14 protein-coding genes are annotated in these 16,052 nt (G+C 62.1%); 6 read left to right on the forward strand and 8 right to left on the reverse strand.

Annotated features, from left to right (window positions below; all coding sequences use genetic code 11):
- The first annotated feature begins 41 nt into the window (after positions 1-41).
- Both EV286_RS15990 and EV286_RS15995 read left to right on the forward strand, forming a co-directional pair.
- On the forward strand, positions 42-920 hold the full coding sequence (locus EV286_RS15990; protein WP_132958142.1) for an NAD(P)-dependent oxidoreductase: 879 nt from the start codon (positions 42-44) through the stop codon (positions 918-920).
- A 121-nt stretch (positions 921-1,041) separates the two neighbouring features.
- Positions 1,042-1,461: a heme-binding protein gene (locus tag EV286_RS15995; RefSeq protein ID WP_132958143.1), complete on the forward strand. Its 420-nt coding sequence runs from the start codon at positions 1,042-1,044 to the stop codon at positions 1,459-1,461.
- 1 nt (position 1,462) lies between these two features.
- Here EV286_RS15995 and EV286_RS16000 read toward each other — a convergent pair whose 3' ends face one another.
- Positions 1,463-2,575 carry a lactonase family protein gene (locus EV286_RS16000; RefSeq protein ID WP_165932862.1) on the reverse strand — a complete coding sequence of 371 codons (1,113 nt, stop codon included), beginning with the start codon at positions 2,573-2,575 and terminating at the stop codon, positions 1,463-1,465.
- A gap of 123 nt (positions 2,576-2,698) precedes the next feature.
- Positions 2,699-3,754, reverse strand: coding sequence for an L-idonate 5-dehydrogenase (locus tag EV286_RS16005; RefSeq protein WP_132958145.1), 1,056 nt, complete (start codon positions 3,752-3,754; stop codon positions 2,699-2,701).
- A 341-nt stretch (positions 3,755-4,095) separates the two neighbouring features.
- Between EV286_RS16005 and uxaC the strand changes: the two genes are divergently transcribed.
- Together uxaC and EV286_RS16015 are read left to right on the forward strand one after the other, a co-directional pair.
- Positions 4,096-5,511: a glucuronate isomerase gene (gene uxaC, locus EV286_RS16010; RefSeq protein WP_132958146.1), complete on the forward strand. Its 1,416-nt coding sequence runs from the start codon at positions 4,096-4,098 to the stop codon at positions 5,509-5,511.
- Positions 5,508-6,977, forward strand: a complete 1,470-nt coding sequence (locus EV286_RS16015) for a mannitol dehydrogenase family protein (RefSeq protein ID WP_132958147.1) — start codon at positions 5,508-5,510, stop codon at positions 6,975-6,977. The genes uxaC and EV286_RS16015 overlap by 4 nt, the downstream gene beginning before the upstream one ends.
- 207 nt (positions 6,978-7,184) lie before the next feature.
- On the opposite strand, the gene EV286_RS16020 is transcribed toward EV286_RS16015, so the two are convergent.
- The 4 genes from EV286_RS16020 to EV286_RS16035 form a co-directional block, all read right to left on the reverse strand.
- Positions 7,185-8,186, reverse strand: a complete 1,002-nt coding sequence (locus EV286_RS16020; RefSeq protein ID WP_132958148.1) for an acyltransferase — start codon at positions 8,184-8,186, stop codon at positions 7,185-7,187.
- Positions 8,187-8,272: 86 nt separating this feature from the next.
- Entirely contained in the window at positions 8,273-9,535 is a 1,263-nt protein-coding gene (locus tag EV286_RS16025; RefSeq protein WP_132958149.1) for an O-antigen ligase, read from the reverse strand.
- Between the two features lie 10 nt (positions 9,536-9,545).
- The gene (locus tag EV286_RS16030; RefSeq protein WP_132958150.1) at positions 9,546-10,817 is read right to left on the reverse strand and encodes a polysaccharide biosynthesis/export family protein; all 1,272 of its coding nucleotides are present in this window, start codon (positions 10,815-10,817) and stop codon (positions 9,546-9,548) included.
- A 95-nt stretch (positions 10,818-10,912) separates the two neighbouring features.
- Entirely contained in the window at positions 10,913-11,593 is a 681-nt protein-coding gene (locus EV286_RS16035) for a sugar transferase (protein WP_132958151.1), read from the reverse strand.
- Between the two features lie 837 nt (positions 11,594-12,430).
- Between EV286_RS16035 and EV286_RS16040 the strand changes: the two genes are divergently transcribed.
- Together EV286_RS16040 and EV286_RS16045 are read left to right on the forward strand one after the other, a co-directional pair.
- Positions 12,431-12,727 (forward strand): exopolysaccharide production repressor protein, encoded by a 297-nt coding sequence (locus EV286_RS16040; RefSeq protein ID WP_132958152.1) that lies wholly within the window; start codon positions 12,431-12,433, stop codon positions 12,725-12,727.
- Between the two features lie 156 nt (positions 12,728-12,883).
- Positions 12,884-13,897: a glycosyltransferase family 2 protein gene (locus EV286_RS16045; RefSeq protein ID WP_132958153.1), complete on the forward strand. Its 1,014-nt coding sequence runs from the start codon at positions 12,884-12,886 to the stop codon at positions 13,895-13,897.
- Positions 13,898-13,952: 55 nt separating this feature from the next.
- Here EV286_RS16045 and EV286_RS16050 read toward each other — a convergent pair whose 3' ends face one another.
- Both EV286_RS16050 and EV286_RS16055 read right to left on the reverse strand, forming a co-directional pair.
- A complete protein-coding gene (locus tag EV286_RS16050; protein WP_132958154.1) occupies positions 13,953-14,900 on the reverse strand; it encodes a polysaccharide pyruvyl transferase family protein in 948 nt (315 codons plus the stop codon).
- A 104-nt stretch (positions 14,901-15,004) separates the two neighbouring features.
- Positions 15,005-15,964 carry a glycosyltransferase family 2 protein gene (locus tag EV286_RS16055; protein WP_132958155.1) on the reverse strand — a complete coding sequence of 320 codons (960 nt, stop codon included), beginning with the start codon at positions 15,962-15,964 and terminating at the stop codon, positions 15,005-15,007.
- Positions 15,965-16,052: the final 88 nt, after the last annotated feature.

Genomic DNA, 16,052 nt, shown 5'->3' on the forward strand with positions numbered 1-16,052 from the left:
CGTCCCTTATTGCAATCAATCCCTGAGAACGGATCAATGCTATGAAGATCGGCTTTATCGGAATAGGACAAATGGGCTCAGCCATGGCCGCAAACCTCTTGAAGGCCGGCCTCGAGGTGACTGTCTACAACCGCACTGCGGAAAAGGCAAAGGCGCTCGCCGACAAGGGCGCTAAGGTTGCAACCACGATCGCCGGGGCCTGCAAGGGCGATGCCGTCATCACCATGCTGGCAAATGACGACGCGCTCGAAAGCGTCGTTTATGAGGAAGGCGGATTGCTCGCAAGCCTCGGCAGGCGCGCGCTCCATATCTCCTCCAGCACGATCAGCGTGGCTCTCGCCGAGAGGCTTGCCAGCGACCATGCCGCCGTCGGACAGCGCTTCGTAGGCGCTCCCGTCATCGGCCGTCCCGATGCCGCCGCGGCCGCCAGGATCTTCATCATTGCCGCCGGTGCGTCGGAAGCCATAGCGGATTCAACACCTGTCTTCGATGCCATAGGGCAGCGGACCTTCGTTGTCTCGGACACGCCGAAAGCTGCAAATCTGGTCAAGCTCAGCGTCAACTTCCTCATCGGCGCGGTCATCGAGTCCGTCGGCGAAGCCATGGCGCTCGTCGAAAAGGGCGGCATCGACAAGCATGCCTATCTCGACGTTCTGATATCGACCCTTTTTTCGGCTCCAGTCTATGAGATCTATGGCCCGTTGATCGCCGGCGACAAGTTCGAGCCTGCCAGCTTTCCGGCGCCGCTCGGCCAGAAGGACATCCGCCTTGCGCTTGCGGCCAGCGAAGATCTGCGCGTGCCGATGCCGCTCGCAAGCCTGCTGCGCGACCGGTTGCTGACCTTGCTTGCCCAGGGCGGCGAGAATCTCGACTGGTCCGCGATCGGCGCGCTCGCGGCGAAGGACGCCGGCAAGCGATAGTTGCAGCAGCGTCACCACTTGTTCCGGGCGCGAAAAACATCTTTTCGCGGTTTCGGCGTTGAGGGCTGTACGCCCGGAACCTTAGACTTGCCCATCCCAAGGCGTGAGGAGGAATGACCCGATGGCTGCAACCCGCGAAACTTTGAGCATCACCCATGAGGGCGCACTCCAGGCGCTTTCCGCCGCCGTCGCGCATGCCGGGAAGATGGGTGTGCCGCAATGCGTCTTCATCGTGGATAGCAGCGGCGAGACGATCGCCTCGATCCGCATGGACGGCGCGAAATATCTCAGCATGCATACGGCCCGCGCCAAGGCGCGTACCGCCGCGTCCATCAACGCGTCGACCGGGGCCATGGCACCTGAGTTCGGCGTCGCCGCGGGCCTTGCCTCGCAGGGCAGCGTGACGCATCTGCCCGGTGGACTGCCCATCCGTTTCAACGGACGGATCGCCGGCGCAATCGGCGTCGGCTCGGGCACCGGCGACCAGGATTTCGAGGTTGGCCGCGCGGCCCTCGCCGCAATCGGCGCGGACGCCGTCTAAGCTAGCTTTTCGTCGGGATGATCCGCACGGAGACCGGCGTTCCGATCGCGTGCGAGCCGGTCTTGGTGAGCAGGCCGGTCTCCTCGTTCCGGGCAAAGATCGTGAGGCTATTGCCGTCTTGGTTGGCGGCAACAATGTGCCGGCCGGACGGCGTGAGCGCGAAACTGCGCGGCGTGCGGCCGCCGGTCTCGGCATGACCGAGGCTTTGCGGGATGCCCGTTTCAGGATCGATCGAGAAGATTGCAATCGAATCATGGCCGCGGTTGGAGCCATAGAGGAAGCAGCCGTCCGTCGACAGGTGCAGGTCCGCCGCATAGCTCGTACCGGAAAAGGAAGCAGGCAGGCAGGAGCGCGTATCGATGACGCTGAAACTGTCGCCCTTGCGCGCAAACGTCGAAACCGTCGAGTGAAGCTCGTTGATCGCATAGACGAAGCGGCCGTTCGGATGCAGCGCGAGGTGGCGCGGCCCGGCGCCGGCGGCAAGGCCGGCATGGGAAAGCGGGACGAGCCTCAGCCCTTCTTCCAGCCCGATCAATTCGATCCTGTCGGTTCCGAGGTCGGTGACGGCAAGGATCGTACTGCCGGCAGCGTTCTTCAGTTCGACAATGCAATGCGGATGGCTGCGCTCCTGCCGCTCCGCGTTCGGGCCGGTGCCATGCGCAAATTGCAGCGAGGCGAGCGGCGGCGTCAGCCCGCCATCCTCGCGGATGCCGTAGACGATCAGGCTCTGGTCAGGCCCATCCCCGCCATCGATTGCGTAATTGACCACATAGAGGTGCTTTCCATCGCCCGAGATGCGGCTATAGGCCGTGCAGCAGCCAAGCGAAGGCTGCACGTTGATATAGGCGAGCGTGTTCCTGGTCCCGTCGAAGCGCCATGCGCTGACCAGACCCTCGCGCCATTCATGCACCTCGGTGTTGGCATAAACGACGCCCTTTTCGGCATCAACCGTCAGGAAGCAGGGATTGTCGACGTCGCTGCGGCGCGCGACGAGTTCGATGGCGCCAGTCGCCTCGTCGAAGGACAGGATCGAAATACCCTCGCCTTTCGGCTCGCGGCAGAACGAAACGGGCCTGTTGAGACTGCCGATGAAGAGATGAACCTTCTCGTGCATGATTTGCATTCCTCCCTGTGCCGCAGCCGGAACAAAGCCGTGTGGCAAATGACGGCGACTCGCTGGAAAGCGGGATAGCCCGGCTGCACCATCGCGACAAGATAAAGAAAGCTGGGAAATGCCCTAGCCCGGACGCCCTGCGGAAAAGGTCAGCTGCACCTTGCAGGCCGCCGAGCGGTCGCTTGCCTTTTCGAAGGCGGCGGTGACCTCGTCGAGCGCGAATTCGTGTGAGATGATCGGTCGCACATCGATCTGGCGGTTCGCGATCAGCCGCACCGCGACCGCGAACTCGTCGTGGAAGCGCTGCGTGCCATGGATGCGCAGTTCCTTGGCGACGATCATGTTGAGCGGGATGGTGATGTCACCGGTTACGCCGACCTGCACGATCGTGCCGCGCGGCCGGACGGTCGCCATGGCGACACGGATTGCCGCAGCCGCTGCCGAGCACTCGAAGACCACATCGAACTGTCCCTTGTCCACCTCGAAGGCGGCGAGTTCAGCCGCATCTCGCCCGACATTGATCGTCCGCGTCGCGCCCATGGCGGCGGCCCGCTCGAGTGCGGCGTCGGAAAGATCGGTAGCAACAATCTCGCTCGCCCCATGATGCTTCAGGGCGGCCACGACGAGGGTTCCGATCGGTCCGGATCCGGTCACCAGCACGCGCTTTCCCTCGACATCGCCGGCATTCGCGACCGCGTGGAGGCAGACGGCAAGCGGTTCGGCGCAGGCCGCTTCGCCGGGCGAGACGAGATCGCCGGCCGGCACGCATTGCCTGGCCGGCACGACCATGGCATCACGGAACATCCCCTGCTCGTGCGGCAGGCGCATGGCGCTGCCCATGAAGCGCATGTTCAGGCAGTGTATCGGCAGGTTCTTTTCACAGTAGAGGCAATGGCCGCAAGGCTGGCTCGGATTGACGGCGACAAGCTGGCCGATGGCAAGGCCGGAAACGCCCGCGCCGAGCCTGGCGACGAAGCCGGAAGCCTCGTGCCCGGGAATGATCGGCTCGCGTACTCGCACCGGCCCGAAGCCGCCGTCCTTATAATAATGAAGGTCCGAGCCGCAGATGCCGCCGGCAGCCATATGGAGCAGCACCTCGCCCTCCCCCGGCTCGCTAACATCCATCCACTCGAGCTTGAGATCACGCTCGCCGTAAAGGCGCGCAATGCGCGTTTCCATGAACTTCATTCCTCCTCAAGCAACGTGGGAACGACGGTTGCCACGCCTCCGCACGACACAATGCCACTTTGTCCGCCGCCGTCCAGCCCTTCCCGATTCCCGGGCGCGCCTGCGACATTCGTGCCTTCCCGATCGCGTTGACTTCCGTATACTAGTATACTAGTTCTGGAGCTGGAGGATCGCCCGCCGAGGAGGTAGCCGAATATCGGCACAGGCGATCGGGTTCCCATCCCATTATCTTCACGAAGAGGGTCTATGGTCGGGGTGTGGCAATCGGCAGCCTTTCGGCTTCGCCGGGCGCGATGAAAAGACCGGGGCGAAAGCCCCGACGGGAGGAGCTTATGGACGTAGGTGACGGAATTCTTCACGCGGATCGACTGTTTCCGACCGATCCTTCGACACGATCGATGGCGCGCGACCTCTATGCCGCCGTGCGCAACTTGCCGATCGTCAGCCCGCACGGGCACACCGAGCCTTCATGGTTCGCCGACGACCAGCCCTTCCAGGACGCGGCCTCGCTTCTCATCATCCCGGATCACTATCTTTTCCGCATGTTGCACAGCGTCGGCGTCAGCCTCGACGATCTCGGCGTGCCGCGCCTCGATGGCAATCCCGTCGCGTCCGGGCGAGACATCTGGACTACCTTCGCGGCGCATTATCATCTATTCCACGGCACGCCCTCCAGCCTTTGGGTCGACCACGCGATGTCGGCGGTGCTCGGCTGCGAGGAGCGGCTGACGCCGGAAAATGCCGATGCTCTCTACGACCATATTAATGCGCAGCTCGCAAAGCCGGAGTTCAGGCCGCGCGCACTGCTCGAGCGCTTCGGTATCGAGGTGATCGCAACGACCGAAGGGGCGCTTGACCCGCTTTCCCACCACCGGAAGCTCGCGGCCGACGGCCTGATCGGCAAGGTTCGCACGACCTACCGCCCTGACGCAGTGACCGACCCGGAGGCGCCCGGCTTCCGCAACAACCTGTTGCGTTTCGGCGAGATGACCGGCACCGACGTCGCCCAATGGTCCGGCATGATCGAGGCACACCGCCGACGCCGCGCGGAATTCCGCCAGTATGGCGCGACTGCGACCGACCACGGCGTGCCGAGTGCGTTCACTGCAGACCTGCCCCTGCCGGATAAGCAGCACTTGCTCGACAGCGCGCTCAAGGGTTCGCTGACGGCGCAGGCAGCCGAGCTCTTCCGCGGCCAGATGCTGACGGAAATGGCGAGGCTTTCCATCGAGGACGGAATGACGATGCAGATCCACGCCGGATCGCGCCGCAACACCGACCCGCTGCTCTTTGCCGCCCGTGGCCCCAACATGGGCGCCGACATTCCCGGGCGCACCGACTGGGTCGGCGGCATGCAGGCGCTCCTCGGCAAATACGGCAACGAGGCCGGTCTGCGCATCATCCTCTTCACGCTGGACGAGACGACCTATGCGCGCGAGCTCGCACCCATGGCCGGCTTCTGGCCGTCGCTGATGATCGGCCCGCCCTGGTGGTTCCACGACAGTACGAACGGCATCCGCCGCTATTTCGACCAAGTCGCCGAGACTGCGGGCTTCGCGAACCTCGCGGGCTTCAATGACGACACGCGGGCGCTGCTTTCGATTCCCGCCCGGCACGATGTCTGGCGCCGCGAGGTCTGCTCCTATCTCGCGCGGCTCGTCGGCGAGCACCGCATCTCCAAGCAGGATGCCGAGACGGTGGCAATCGACCTCTCCTACACGCTCGCAAAGAAGGCCTACAAGCTGTGAGCCGGCGCCTCGACAGCCTCTCCGGCCTGGCATCGACAGCCGTGGCTCCATCATACGACCGCACTGCGTTGAAGCCCGGCATCATACATCTCGGCCCCGGCGCGTTCTTTCGCGCCCATGCCGCGCCCTTCACCGACGACGCGCTTGCTGCACAGAACGGAGACTGGGGGATCGAGGTCGCGAGCCTGCGCACGGCGGACGTCGCAACTCATCTCAACGAGCAACACGGCCTCTACACGATGCTGGTGCGCGACACGGCGGGCACGACGGCACGCGTCATCGGCTCGGTCCTTGTTGCTTATGTCGCGACGCGCGACCGCGCGAAATTGCTGGCGCGACTGGCCGATCCGGCAATCCGCATCGTCAGCCTGACGGTCACGGAGAAGGCCTATGGCCTCGATCCGACGACGGGCGGCCTGGATGAGAAGCATCCCGACATCGCGGCCGACCTCAAGAATCCGCAGGAACCGCGCAGCGCGGTCGGCTATATTGTCGCCGGGCTCGCCCTGCGGCGGCGAGCGGGCATCGCGCCCTTCACGCCGCTTTCGTGCGACAACCTGCCGAGCAACGGCGCCGTCCTGAAGCGCCTGGTCCTCGGCTTCGCCGAACGAACCGATCTCGAGCTTGCGCGATGGATCGAGGCGAACGTGCCCTTCCCGTCCACCATGGTCGACCGCATCACCCCTGCGAGCACCGAGGAGACCTATCGCGACGCGGAGCGGCTGACCGGAAGGCAGGATCTCGCGGCCATCGAGACGGAGCCGTTCACCCAATGGGTCATCGAGGACCATTTCGCGGCCGGTCGCCCGGCCTGGGATGCCGTCGGCGCACTGATGGTCAAAGACGTCTCCCCCTATGAGAAGATGAAGCTCAGGATGCTGAACGGCGCGCATTCGCTGCTTGCCTATCTCGGCTTCCTCCACGGCTACGAATTCATCCGCGACGTGATGGAGGACAAGGCGCTGGCCGCGCTCGCCCGCAGGCACATGGACGTGGCAGCCAAGACCCTCGATCCCGTTCCCGGCATCGACCTCGATGACTATGCGGGCGACCTCATCGCACGCTTCGCCAACAAGGCGATCGCACACCGCACCTACCAGATTGCCATGGACGGCACCCAGAAACTGCCGCAACGCCTGCTGGAGCCAGCCTCCGAGATCGTTGCGAAGGGCGGACGGGCCGGAACCTACGCCCTCGCCGTTGCGGCCTGGATGCGCTATGCGCTCGGCATCGACAGGAACGGGAACGCATATGAACTGCGTGATCCCCGCGCCGGCGAAATCGCTGAACGGCTTTCGGGTGTTCCGCGCAACGGACAGGCGGTCTCAGCCGCGCTCTTCGCCCTGCCCGGTCTGTTCCCGGCAGCTTTGACGTCAAACGCAGCATGGACCGGCACGGTCGCGGCCGCGCTCGATATACTCATCCGGAACGAAACGCTTCCGGCTGAGATGATAGCGGCGGACTGACGTCCGCCCAAACTGCTGAAGAAAACGATAGCCAGAGAACCGAGTTCTCCTGTTTCGTCGCCCCGGACTTGATCCGGGGTTCGGCAGCGCCGCGTCTGCGGCGCGGAAGACTGTCAATGCGTGAATCTTCTCGGCTCGCCGACGTTCGCCGGCTGGATTCCGGCTCAAAGCCGGAATGACGACGAGGTTGAGCAGTCTATCGGAAACTCAGGCCGGCGACGGGCGCGAACGGCGCCAGGACGCGCCCTTCAAGAGCGCGCGCAGCGGCTTTTCGACCGTTTCGAAGGCGATGATGCCAAGCATCGTGCCCGAGACGGTTGCGACCAGCAGGCTGACGAGGAAGGGCAATCCCAGGATAGTGGCGACCTTGGCGACGACAGAAATTGCGAGCGTGTGCCAGAGATAGATGGAATAGGAGCTGTCGCCGAGATAGGTAAGCAGCGGCAGATCCGGCAGCTTGCCGCCCTTTTCCGCCATGATGACCCCGAGGACGAGCAGCAGCGCAAGCGGGCCGCAGGTGAACTCGTCGAAATCGAGCCCGAGCAACTGGATCGCAGCAAAACCACAAAGCGCCGCACCGGCGAAGGCGTATCCCATGCTGCTGCCGGCGATCTTTCCGGAGAGCCAGACACGGGCAAGGATGGCACCGGCGACGAATTCCAGGATGATCGGACGCGTATAGGTCGCAAGGATCGGCGATTTCGTTTCGACGAGCATGCCCGCCAGCACCAGGAGTACGAAGATCGCAGTCATGGAACCGAGCTGGAAGCGGCGCGGCAGGAAGAGCGTGGCCGCGAAGATCGCGTAGAAGAGCATCTCGAAGTTCAGCGTCCAGCCCTGCACAAGCACAGGCCAGATCTCGCCGTTGCTCGGCGAAGCGGTCGGGATGAAGAACAGCGAGCCGAGAATATGGCCTATGGTCAGCTGCATGTTGGGGAAAAGCCCGACCATGGCACCGGCGATCATGATTGCGGTCACGATCCAGTAGGCCGGCGCGATGCGCAGGATACGATCGAGCATGAAGCGGCCCGGCGTCACCGGCCGCCGCTCGCTCATCACCCACATGATGAAGCCGCTGATGACGAAGAACACATCGACGCCGGCGGCACCGATGCGGAAATGCCCGCCCGTCTTTTCGGCGGCATGGAAAATGACGACGGCGAGCGCGGCAAAGGCACGAAGATACTGGATTCCGGTAAGCGTCTTCATCTGCGACTTCCGATTTTCTATGCGGAGGGAGGAGCCGGTAGCGGCATCGAACCCTGCCGCGGCAACGTCATCCCTGCGCGGCACGGTCATCTGGCGAGCCTCATATGGTCGTAATAGACGAGTGGCGTGATCTGCTGGACGGGACGCGCGAGAGCGAGTTTTCCGGCCGTGAAATAGAGGAGGAACGAACCGACATGATAGGGATTGAGGATGTCGATTTCGACGAAGGCGCGCACGACGAGCAATGCCGCGACGCCGAAGAGGACATAGGACTCGTCGTTCCGGTGATCGCCAAGCAGCCGGCCGATATGACCGCCGAAGGCAATAACCAGCACCGACACGAGCAGCAGGAGGCCAATGAAGCCCGTTTCCACCGTGGTCTCGATGAAAGTGTTATGGAAATGGAAGCCACTGCGCGAGCCGATGAAAAACTCCTCCCACAGGCGCTCCGGCTCCGAAAAGCCCTGTACCCAATAAGCTTGGTAGCCGACGCCGAAGAAGGGATGCTGCGCCGCCGCCTCTATGCCCTGTTCCCAGAGATAGGTGCGTCCGGTCAGCGTCGAATCCTTGCCGAAGAGGCCGAGCACGAGATCGACAGCCCCGAGATAAACCCCGGCAACGGCTATGATGACGCCGAAGACGGCCGCGCCGATGAAGAGCATCTTACGGTGGTGTGGCGACAGGAATAGAATGACGCGCATGCCGAGCGAGAGGCCAACGATGACTGCCGTCGTGAGCACCGACGTGGCCGACTGCGAGGCGAGCAGGCAGTAGGCCGCCAGAAGGCCGACGCCTCCGCAGGCGAACATCCACAGGCGACGCTCGCCGAGAATGATCACCGCGGCATAGGCGAAATAGATGCCGAGCGAGGCGTAGAAGCCGAGCTGGTTCTTCGACGCAAAGGCGCCGACAAAACTGTAGGTGCCGTCGAGCGTGTCATACTGGTAGTAGCCGAACAGGATCGAATAGATGAGCACGATTCCGACGCCCGCCACTCCGCCGAGCGTCAGGGTGCGGATGTCGATCACGCGTACGGCAATCAGCGCGCAGACCACGTGCGTGAAGTACTGGATCGCAGCGCGCGCAGTAACGGAAGGTGCCACCGACCAGAAGATCGACAGGATGGTGAAAACCGCGAAGGCGAAGAGCCACAGATATTTAACATAATTTCCGAGGACGCGGCGATAGTCGACCAGCACCAAGGGAAACCAGAGCGCATAATAGAGCAGGATCGAGGCCTGCCCAAACCGCGCCGAATAGGCGAAGACGAGAAAAGACAGCGCGATCGCCACCACGCCGTAAGGCATGTTGGTACCCGGTTGTACGAGTGTCGATCGCGCTATCCTCATAGGTTCACTCTCACTGCACGTAGACGCCGGCAGTGACCTTGATCAGATCGCCGGGCAGAACCACGGTATTTTCCTCAGCCGGCACTTCCTTCGAAGTGCCGTTCTCCTCGCGGACGATCGAATAGGCAACGCTGACCTGTTGGCCGTCGCTGCCAAGGCGGGCGGCATCCGCCGACTGGGCGACAGCCTCCGCCATCAGGGACTGGCTCGTCGAGAGCTTCAGCTGCAGCGTTTCCAGTTCCGTGTCGGTGTCCTGCGTCTCCTGGGCAAGCTGGTTGTCCCAATCGTTGCGGAGCGTGATCTCGTCCTGGTTGGCCTTGCTGATGTCCTGCTTGGCCTTCAGCGATGCGGTGTCGATGTCGAGAAGTGCTGCCTCGAGGTCGGCCGCGCGCTGCTCCGACGCCATCTTGCGTGCGCTCAGCGCCAGTCCCTTCTCGGCAAGGTCCTCGACCTTGTCCCGGTCCTCCTTGGCGAGCACGAGCTGGCCGCCCTGCGTCTCGGTCTTCTTGGCAAGTGCCACGACTTCACTCTGGAGCAGCGCCTTGAGATCATCCAGCGCCTGGAGCTGGAGTTTCAGCCGCTTGTCGCGGGATTGCATGAGAGCTGCTTCGCTTGCCATCAATTCGGCTGCCTGCGGCAGCTCCTTGAGCTCCGCCGGCATCTCGATCCGTTCCTTGCCGGCCAGTTCCGCCTGCAGGCGGGCCCGGCGCATCAGGAGACGTCCGCGCTCCGCCAAGAAGACGGCTGCGTCACCCTTCGCGTTGATAAAATCGCGGGCGAAGCGCTGGCCGGCCTCGGCGCGGCGCAGGCCGCCGCTGAGGCTGACTGCCTTGATAACCGTCAGTCCGGGCGCATAGGGATATTGGCCGGGGGTCTGAACGTCACCCGTCATGTAGAGCGGACGATATTCCGAAAGTTCCACGGAGGCCGAGGGCCGATCGCGAAGGCCGAACTGCTTCTGCAGCGCCGCGCCTATCTGTTCGGCAATCTCGCCCGTCGTCTTGCCGGCCGCCGGCATATCGCCGACGAAAGGCAGCGAAACGGCGCCCGATGGCCCAATCGTATAGTCACCGCTGACGACCGACCAGTCGCGGACTGCGCCTTCCGCCGTTTGCCATTCGGCGACGCGGACGCGCAGCTTGTCCATCACACCGAGATGGTATTCGCTCGAAGCGGCATAGCTTGCGACGGGAACGGCGCAAAATGCGATCAACGCGAGCGCGGCGCAACGAAAGGACGCGATCGCGCCAACGGACTTCCCGGTTGGCAGGGCTTCATTCATAAAAGAGCTCCCTAATTCTTCATCATGCAACCCCGCCGGATTCGCACCGGCGGGGTTGCTGCCAAGGCATGTCGATAGTGGCTATCGGTCTCGTATTAATAGCTGCCGCGGGAGAGGCAGACAGCCGGGATGGTCTTGGCGATGATTACGACATCGCGGACCAGAGACCAGTTCTTCACATAATGCGTGTCGAAAGCGACGCGCGATTCGTAAGACACGTCGTTGCGGCCGCTGATCTGCCACAATCCCGTCAGGCCCGGGCGGGACTGAAGGTAATAGACGGCAGAGCTCTCGTACATCTCGAGCTCATCCTCGACCACCGGACGGGGGCCGACGATGCTCATGTCACCGCGAATGATATTGATGAGCTGCGGCAGCTCATCAAGGCTCAGCTTGCGCAGCACCGAACCGATCACCGTCACGCGGGGATCGTTCTGCAGCTTGCGCGTCGTGCGCCATTCTTCCTCGGCCTTCGGATTGGCCCTGATATAGGCCTGCAGCACGCGGTCGCCATCGACGACCATCGTGCGGAACTTCAGGCACCTGAAGGTTTGGCCGTTGTGGCCGATGCGTCGATGCCCATAGAAGGCCGGTCCCCTGTCAGTAAGCTTCACGAGCAGCATGAGCATCAGGAAGATCGGGCTGAGGAAAATCAGCGCGAGCAATGCCATGCTTACGTCAAAGCTTCTTTTCAGCCCCCCACCGATGGGCGGGGACTTGCCAGATTCTACGGCGCTGAAGAAAGCCGAACTGGCCGATCTCGTCGCAGACTTCATAGAGGTAACTCCATTGGTTTTTGGCGATTGGTCGTTTGCCCTCGGGGCGCCTTAGTAGCGCCATGCAGCGATGAGTGTATGTCCGGAATTTGTTTTTTTAAGCCAAATTTTGTGGCAGCCACATTTCATGGCCTCGTTTTGGCGTTGAGCGAGGCTACTTTACCAGTTAAGTGATTACTCATATATGCATCTATACTAGATTTTTGCTGATATAAAATATGAGGGCCACGCGCCTTTTCTTACTTTCGCCCGCCCGTCACCGATTATTAAAGAATAAACCGCCCCCAATACGCTTGTACTGTTCTGGACAATATATCCCGGGGTCTTGGAACAAACGGGGCAGGTATACCTATTTAATCGTTTTTATTGCGGTGCAGCATCCTATTGCGGCGCACATCCTGCTCCAGTAAAAGTTCCGACTTTGTAACAAAAGTTGATTAACTCGGAGGGTCTAGGACTGTGAAAAACAGACCCCCCGACATGATTAGCGGGGATTGCGCCCGATCCGCACAAATTCAATCCATGCGAGCGCCCCTCCATTGCTAGGGGGCAAAACGAGCACTTTGGCAGCGGCAAAAAGAATCACCTGCCGGCGTTTAACATCAAGGAATCATTAATGAAGTTAGAAATAAGCGGCAAATGCTAAAATTTTACGCAGCTTGGAAACCTAAAACTCATGAACGTGGCGCTAGAATTTCCCCATAGAATTTGAATGTGGCCCGTAGCTCAGTTGAATCTAACTGGCTCCTAAAATATAGTGGTTTCAGGGCCACTTGAGAGAAGGCGCGGAACTTTGGCTAAGTCCCTGGTAGACGAACAGCGCAGCGAGGTGATGTGATGTACGCCCCACGCTTCATCGTGAGCATGATAGGAGCCTTGTTGGCCTTCGCCATAGCGACCTATTTCATGACACATTCGCTGTCGACGACCCTCATTCAGACGGTCATATGCGCCATCCTGATACAGATCGGCTATTTCGTGGGCGTATTGCTCCTGGCGCACCGGGAAGCGCGCGCTCGCGGCAATTCCGCCGGCGGCGGCAACAGCCGGATTGTCGGTCTTGCGCGCAAGGTTGACGAGCCCGTCGCCCTCCCCGTCTCGCCGATGAATTCGTCCGAGCCGCTCAATCGCTGAGCGCTCGGTTCGCCTCAGGGCGGCTGGACATGCTTTTGCCCATATGATCCGTCCATTTGCGGCCGCCGAAGGGTGGCCGTAACATCTTGTGAGCAAGCGATGGTTGCCCGACGCCTCCCGGCGTCATAAGTCTTCGGCACAACGATGGAGATCGACGTGACAGAGACGGCAACGAACAATGTATGTGTGATCATCGCCGCCAAGAACGCCGCCGATACGATCGGCGCTGCGGTGATTTCCGCCCTTCGCGAGGAAGAGGTATCGGAAGTCGTGGTCATCGATGACGGTTCCCAGGACGATACCGCCGGTGCCGCGCGCGCCGCCGACGACGGCAGCGGCCGCCTCAACGTTGTCCAGTTCGAGCGCAATCGGGGGCCTTCGGCGGCCCGCAACCATGCCATCGCCATTTCCAAGGCGCCGCTGATCGCGATCCTCGACGCCGACGACTTCTTCTTCCCCGGCCGTTTCAAGCCGATGCTTGCAAACGACGACTGGGATTTCGTCGCCGACAACATCGCCTTCGTCGATGCGGATACCGCGCCAAGCGCTCACACGCGGCTCGATCATTTTGCGCCCCATCCGCGCTTTGTCGACCTCGTCGCCTTCGTCGAGGGCAATATCAGCAAGCCCGGCGTGCGACGCGGCGAAATCGGCTTCCTCAAGCCGGTCATGCGCCGCTCTTTCCTTGAGGCGCACGGCCTGCGCTATGGCGAAGAGCTTCGCCTCGGCGAGGACTACGACCTCTATGTGCGGGCGCTGGCAAAGGGCGCACGCTACAAGATCATTCACAGCTGCGGCTATGGCGCAGTCGTGCGCAGCAATTCGCTGAGCGGCCGCCATCGCACCGAGGATCTGCGCCGCCTCTACGAGGCCGATCGCGCGGTGCTTGCGGCTGGCGGCCTGTCGCCCGCCGCCACGGAGGTGCTGCGGCGCCATGAGAAACACATCCGCGACAAGTACGAGCTGCGCCATTTCCTGGACATCAAGTCCCAGTCAGGGATCGGGCGGGCCTTCGCCTATGCGCTAGCGCATCCGACCGCGTTGCCCGCAATTGCCGGCGGCATCATCGCCGACAAGATGGAGCGTTTCCGCAGCCCCGGCGGCACGCCGGTGGCCCTCGCAGGCGCAAAGGGCCTGCGCTACCTACTGCCGGCACCCGTCGAAACCTGAAAGGCCGCGCGCTCTTCCGAGCGCACGGCCTTTATGGCGAATTCCGGATGGCGCGTCAGAGATAGTCGCGCCGCACCCCTTCGATGACATCCATGAACTGCTGCTTGCGGCTCGCCAGAACGCTGTCCGAGCTCAGCTGCGGCGTTGCCTTGCTCGCCTGCCAGAGGGCGAGGGCCGAAGGCATGGCAAGCGCCTGCTTGGCCATGACCCGCAGCGACGTCTGGCGTGGCGCCGCGATCGTCATCGTCTCGCCGGCGATTTCTCGCTTATTGGGGTCCTCGTTCGGATCGTCGTTGCGCTCAAACTCCACGCCCCAGAAACGAGCGCCCTTGGCGATCGCCTCGGCGCGGGTCGACACGGGAACATGCTTGGGCGCGTAGGTGACGCCAACAGTGCGTGCCCAGTCGTTCCACTTGAAGCTGTTGATCGAGCGCGATGTGCTAACCGCGATCCACGGCACCCGGAAGGCATCCGCAAGGATGGCGCCGTGCATCGATTCCGCGACGATCAGCTCGGACTGGGCGATCTCGCGGATCACCTCAATCGCCTCGCCGCGTGGATCGAGGTAGGAGAGGCCGACCGTCTTGCATATCCCGGACCAAACGCCGGCGGCGGCCGATTCCCAGTGCGGAATGAAGGTGCGTCGGTTCGTCTTTTTCAGATTTTTGAACGCCGGCATCTCCGTGACCATCACCGCGGGATCGATGATCCCCTTCTCGGGCGGGAGGCCAACCTTCTCCGCCGTCAGCGGCCCGCGCACGCAACGGATGTCCCACTGGCTGCGGTCGCTCAGATCCGGCAGGCTGCCATAGCCGAAGCCGCTGCCGATCACGAGCTTGTGGCCCGTCGGCGGCAGCAGCGTCTTGTTGAGCACGGTGCCCACCCCGACGAGAAGGGTTTCTTGATGCACGTCGCGGAAGCCGGGGAGCAGGAAGTCCCAGAGCCAGAGATTGAGATCGTCACCGAAATTGCCGTGGGCCGATTCCCAGTAGTACGGCTTCATGGAGCATTGTCTCCTTGCTGTTTTCTTGGAGAGGCGAGGCACAAATTTCATTGCGCCGGGTCTTGTTGGAACGTCGCCTCGGTGAAATGCTGCAGGTGCGAAGGTTAGCGGGATAGCTTGCCGACGGCAAGCGCCACCACGCTCTGCAGGATGGCTGGGTCACGCAAGGCCCACTTAGCAAGCAGGCCAAACTGCGGCATTCTGCGGTGCTTTATCTGCCGGGCCTGGCTCCAGAGAGCCTGCCTGCGCGTCGTATTTTTGTATGAACGGATCGATGCAACATCCTGCGGCCGCCGTGAAAAACGTGTTTCCAGCGTGTCGAGCGCAACCCAGGTGTTGAACTGCTGCTTCAGGAACTGCGGCGAGTCGTTGTCGATGCTGTGAAAAATATTTATGCCTTCGCCGCGAAGGGCGCCGTCTTCGTCGCACAGCAGCACCCGCTTGGCCGCAAGCATGCTGTCGCAGAAGAAAAGCACGTCCTCTGCCGCCAGCCTGAGTGCGGCCTCGAAGCGGACCTTTTCGAAGAGCGGCCGCCCGATCACCATGCAGGAAAGATGCAGGAAGCTCCAATTCTTCAGCATTACACTGGCGATCTCGGGGATCTCCATGATCAGCGGCTCTTCCGAAAGGCGCGCGACCTTTTCGGACTTCGCAAGCTCGGCCATGCTGAAATGATAGTAGAACTCCTCGCCGCCATGGATCGAGGCAAAATAGCAGTCGGCCTCGAAACGGGTCAGGCCGTCATAGGCATTCTGCAGGTGGTTCGGCGTCCAGATGTCGTCGGAATCGAGGAAGGCCGCGTAGCGCGTCGAGGCCGGGATGTTGTCGAGGCCGGTGTTGCGCGCGCCACCCGGCCCGGCGTTCTTCTGGCGGATGACCTTGATGCGCGAACGCTGCTCCTCGGTCAGCGACTTGAGGTCGCCGTCCACGGATACGGGAGACTCGTCGTCGACCACAAGAATGTCGAAATCTTGGAACGTCTGTTCGAATATGGAGGTAAAAGCCCGGTTCAGAATTCCCGACTGCTTCTGATAAAAGGGAATGATAATCGTAAACGTCGCCATTTTTTCGCCCCTGCAATTTTCAAGAAAGGGTTTTTGCGGTCTCCGAGAGGATCTCGCTTCTATCGTTTTTCGGCAGCTCTTTCGTCGA

Source organism: Rhizobium sp. BK251 (assembly GCF_004345245.1).
Taxonomy (GTDB): domain Bacteria; phylum Pseudomonadota; class Alphaproteobacteria; order Rhizobiales; family Rhizobiaceae; genus Rhizobium.

Excerpts from the sequence above, each read along its gene's own strand:
- EV286_RS15990 (WP_132958142.1), top strand. The coding sequence starts at position 42 with ATGAAGATCGGCTTTATCGGAATAGGACAAATGGGCTCAGCCATGGCC.
- EV286_RS15995 (WP_132958143.1), top strand. The coding sequence starts at position 1,042 with ATGGCTGCAACCCGCGAAACTTTGAGCATCACCCATGAGGGCGCACTC.
- EV286_RS16000 (WP_165932862.1), bottom strand. The coding sequence starts at position 2,575 with ATGCACGAGAAGGTTCATCTCTTCATCGGCAGTCTCAACAGGCCCGTT.
- EV286_RS16005 (WP_132958145.1), bottom strand. The coding sequence starts at position 3,754 with ATGGAAACGCGCATTGCGCGCCTTTACGGCGAGCGTGATCTCAAGCTC.
- uxaC (WP_132958146.1), top strand. The coding sequence starts at position 4,096 with ATGGACGTAGGTGACGGAATTCTTCACGCGGATCGACTGTTTCCGACC.
- EV286_RS16020 (WP_132958148.1), bottom strand. The coding sequence starts at position 8,186 with ATGAAGACGCTTACCGGAATCCAGTATCTTCGTGCCTTTGCCGCGCTC.
- EV286_RS16025 (WP_132958149.1), bottom strand. The coding sequence starts at position 9,535 with ATGAGGATAGCGCGATCGACACTCGTACAACCGGGTACCAACATGCCT.
- EV286_RS16030 (WP_132958150.1), bottom strand. The coding sequence starts at position 10,817 with ATGAATGAAGCCCTGCCAACCGGGAAGTCCGTTGGCGCGATCGCGTCC.
- EV286_RS16035 (WP_132958151.1), bottom strand. The coding sequence starts at position 11,593 with ATGAAGTCTGCGACGAGATCGGCCAGTTCGGCTTTCTTCAGCGCCGTA.
- EV286_RS16040 (WP_132958152.1), top strand. The coding sequence starts at position 12,431 with ATGTACGCCCCACGCTTCATCGTGAGCATGATAGGAGCCTTGTTGGCC.
- EV286_RS16050 (WP_132958154.1), bottom strand. The coding sequence starts at position 14,900 with ATGAAGCCGTACTACTGGGAATCGGCCCACGGCAATTTCGGTGACGAT.
- EV286_RS16055 (WP_132958155.1), bottom strand. The coding sequence starts at position 15,964 with ATGGCGACGTTTACGATTATCATTCCCTTTTATCAGAAGCAGTCGGGA.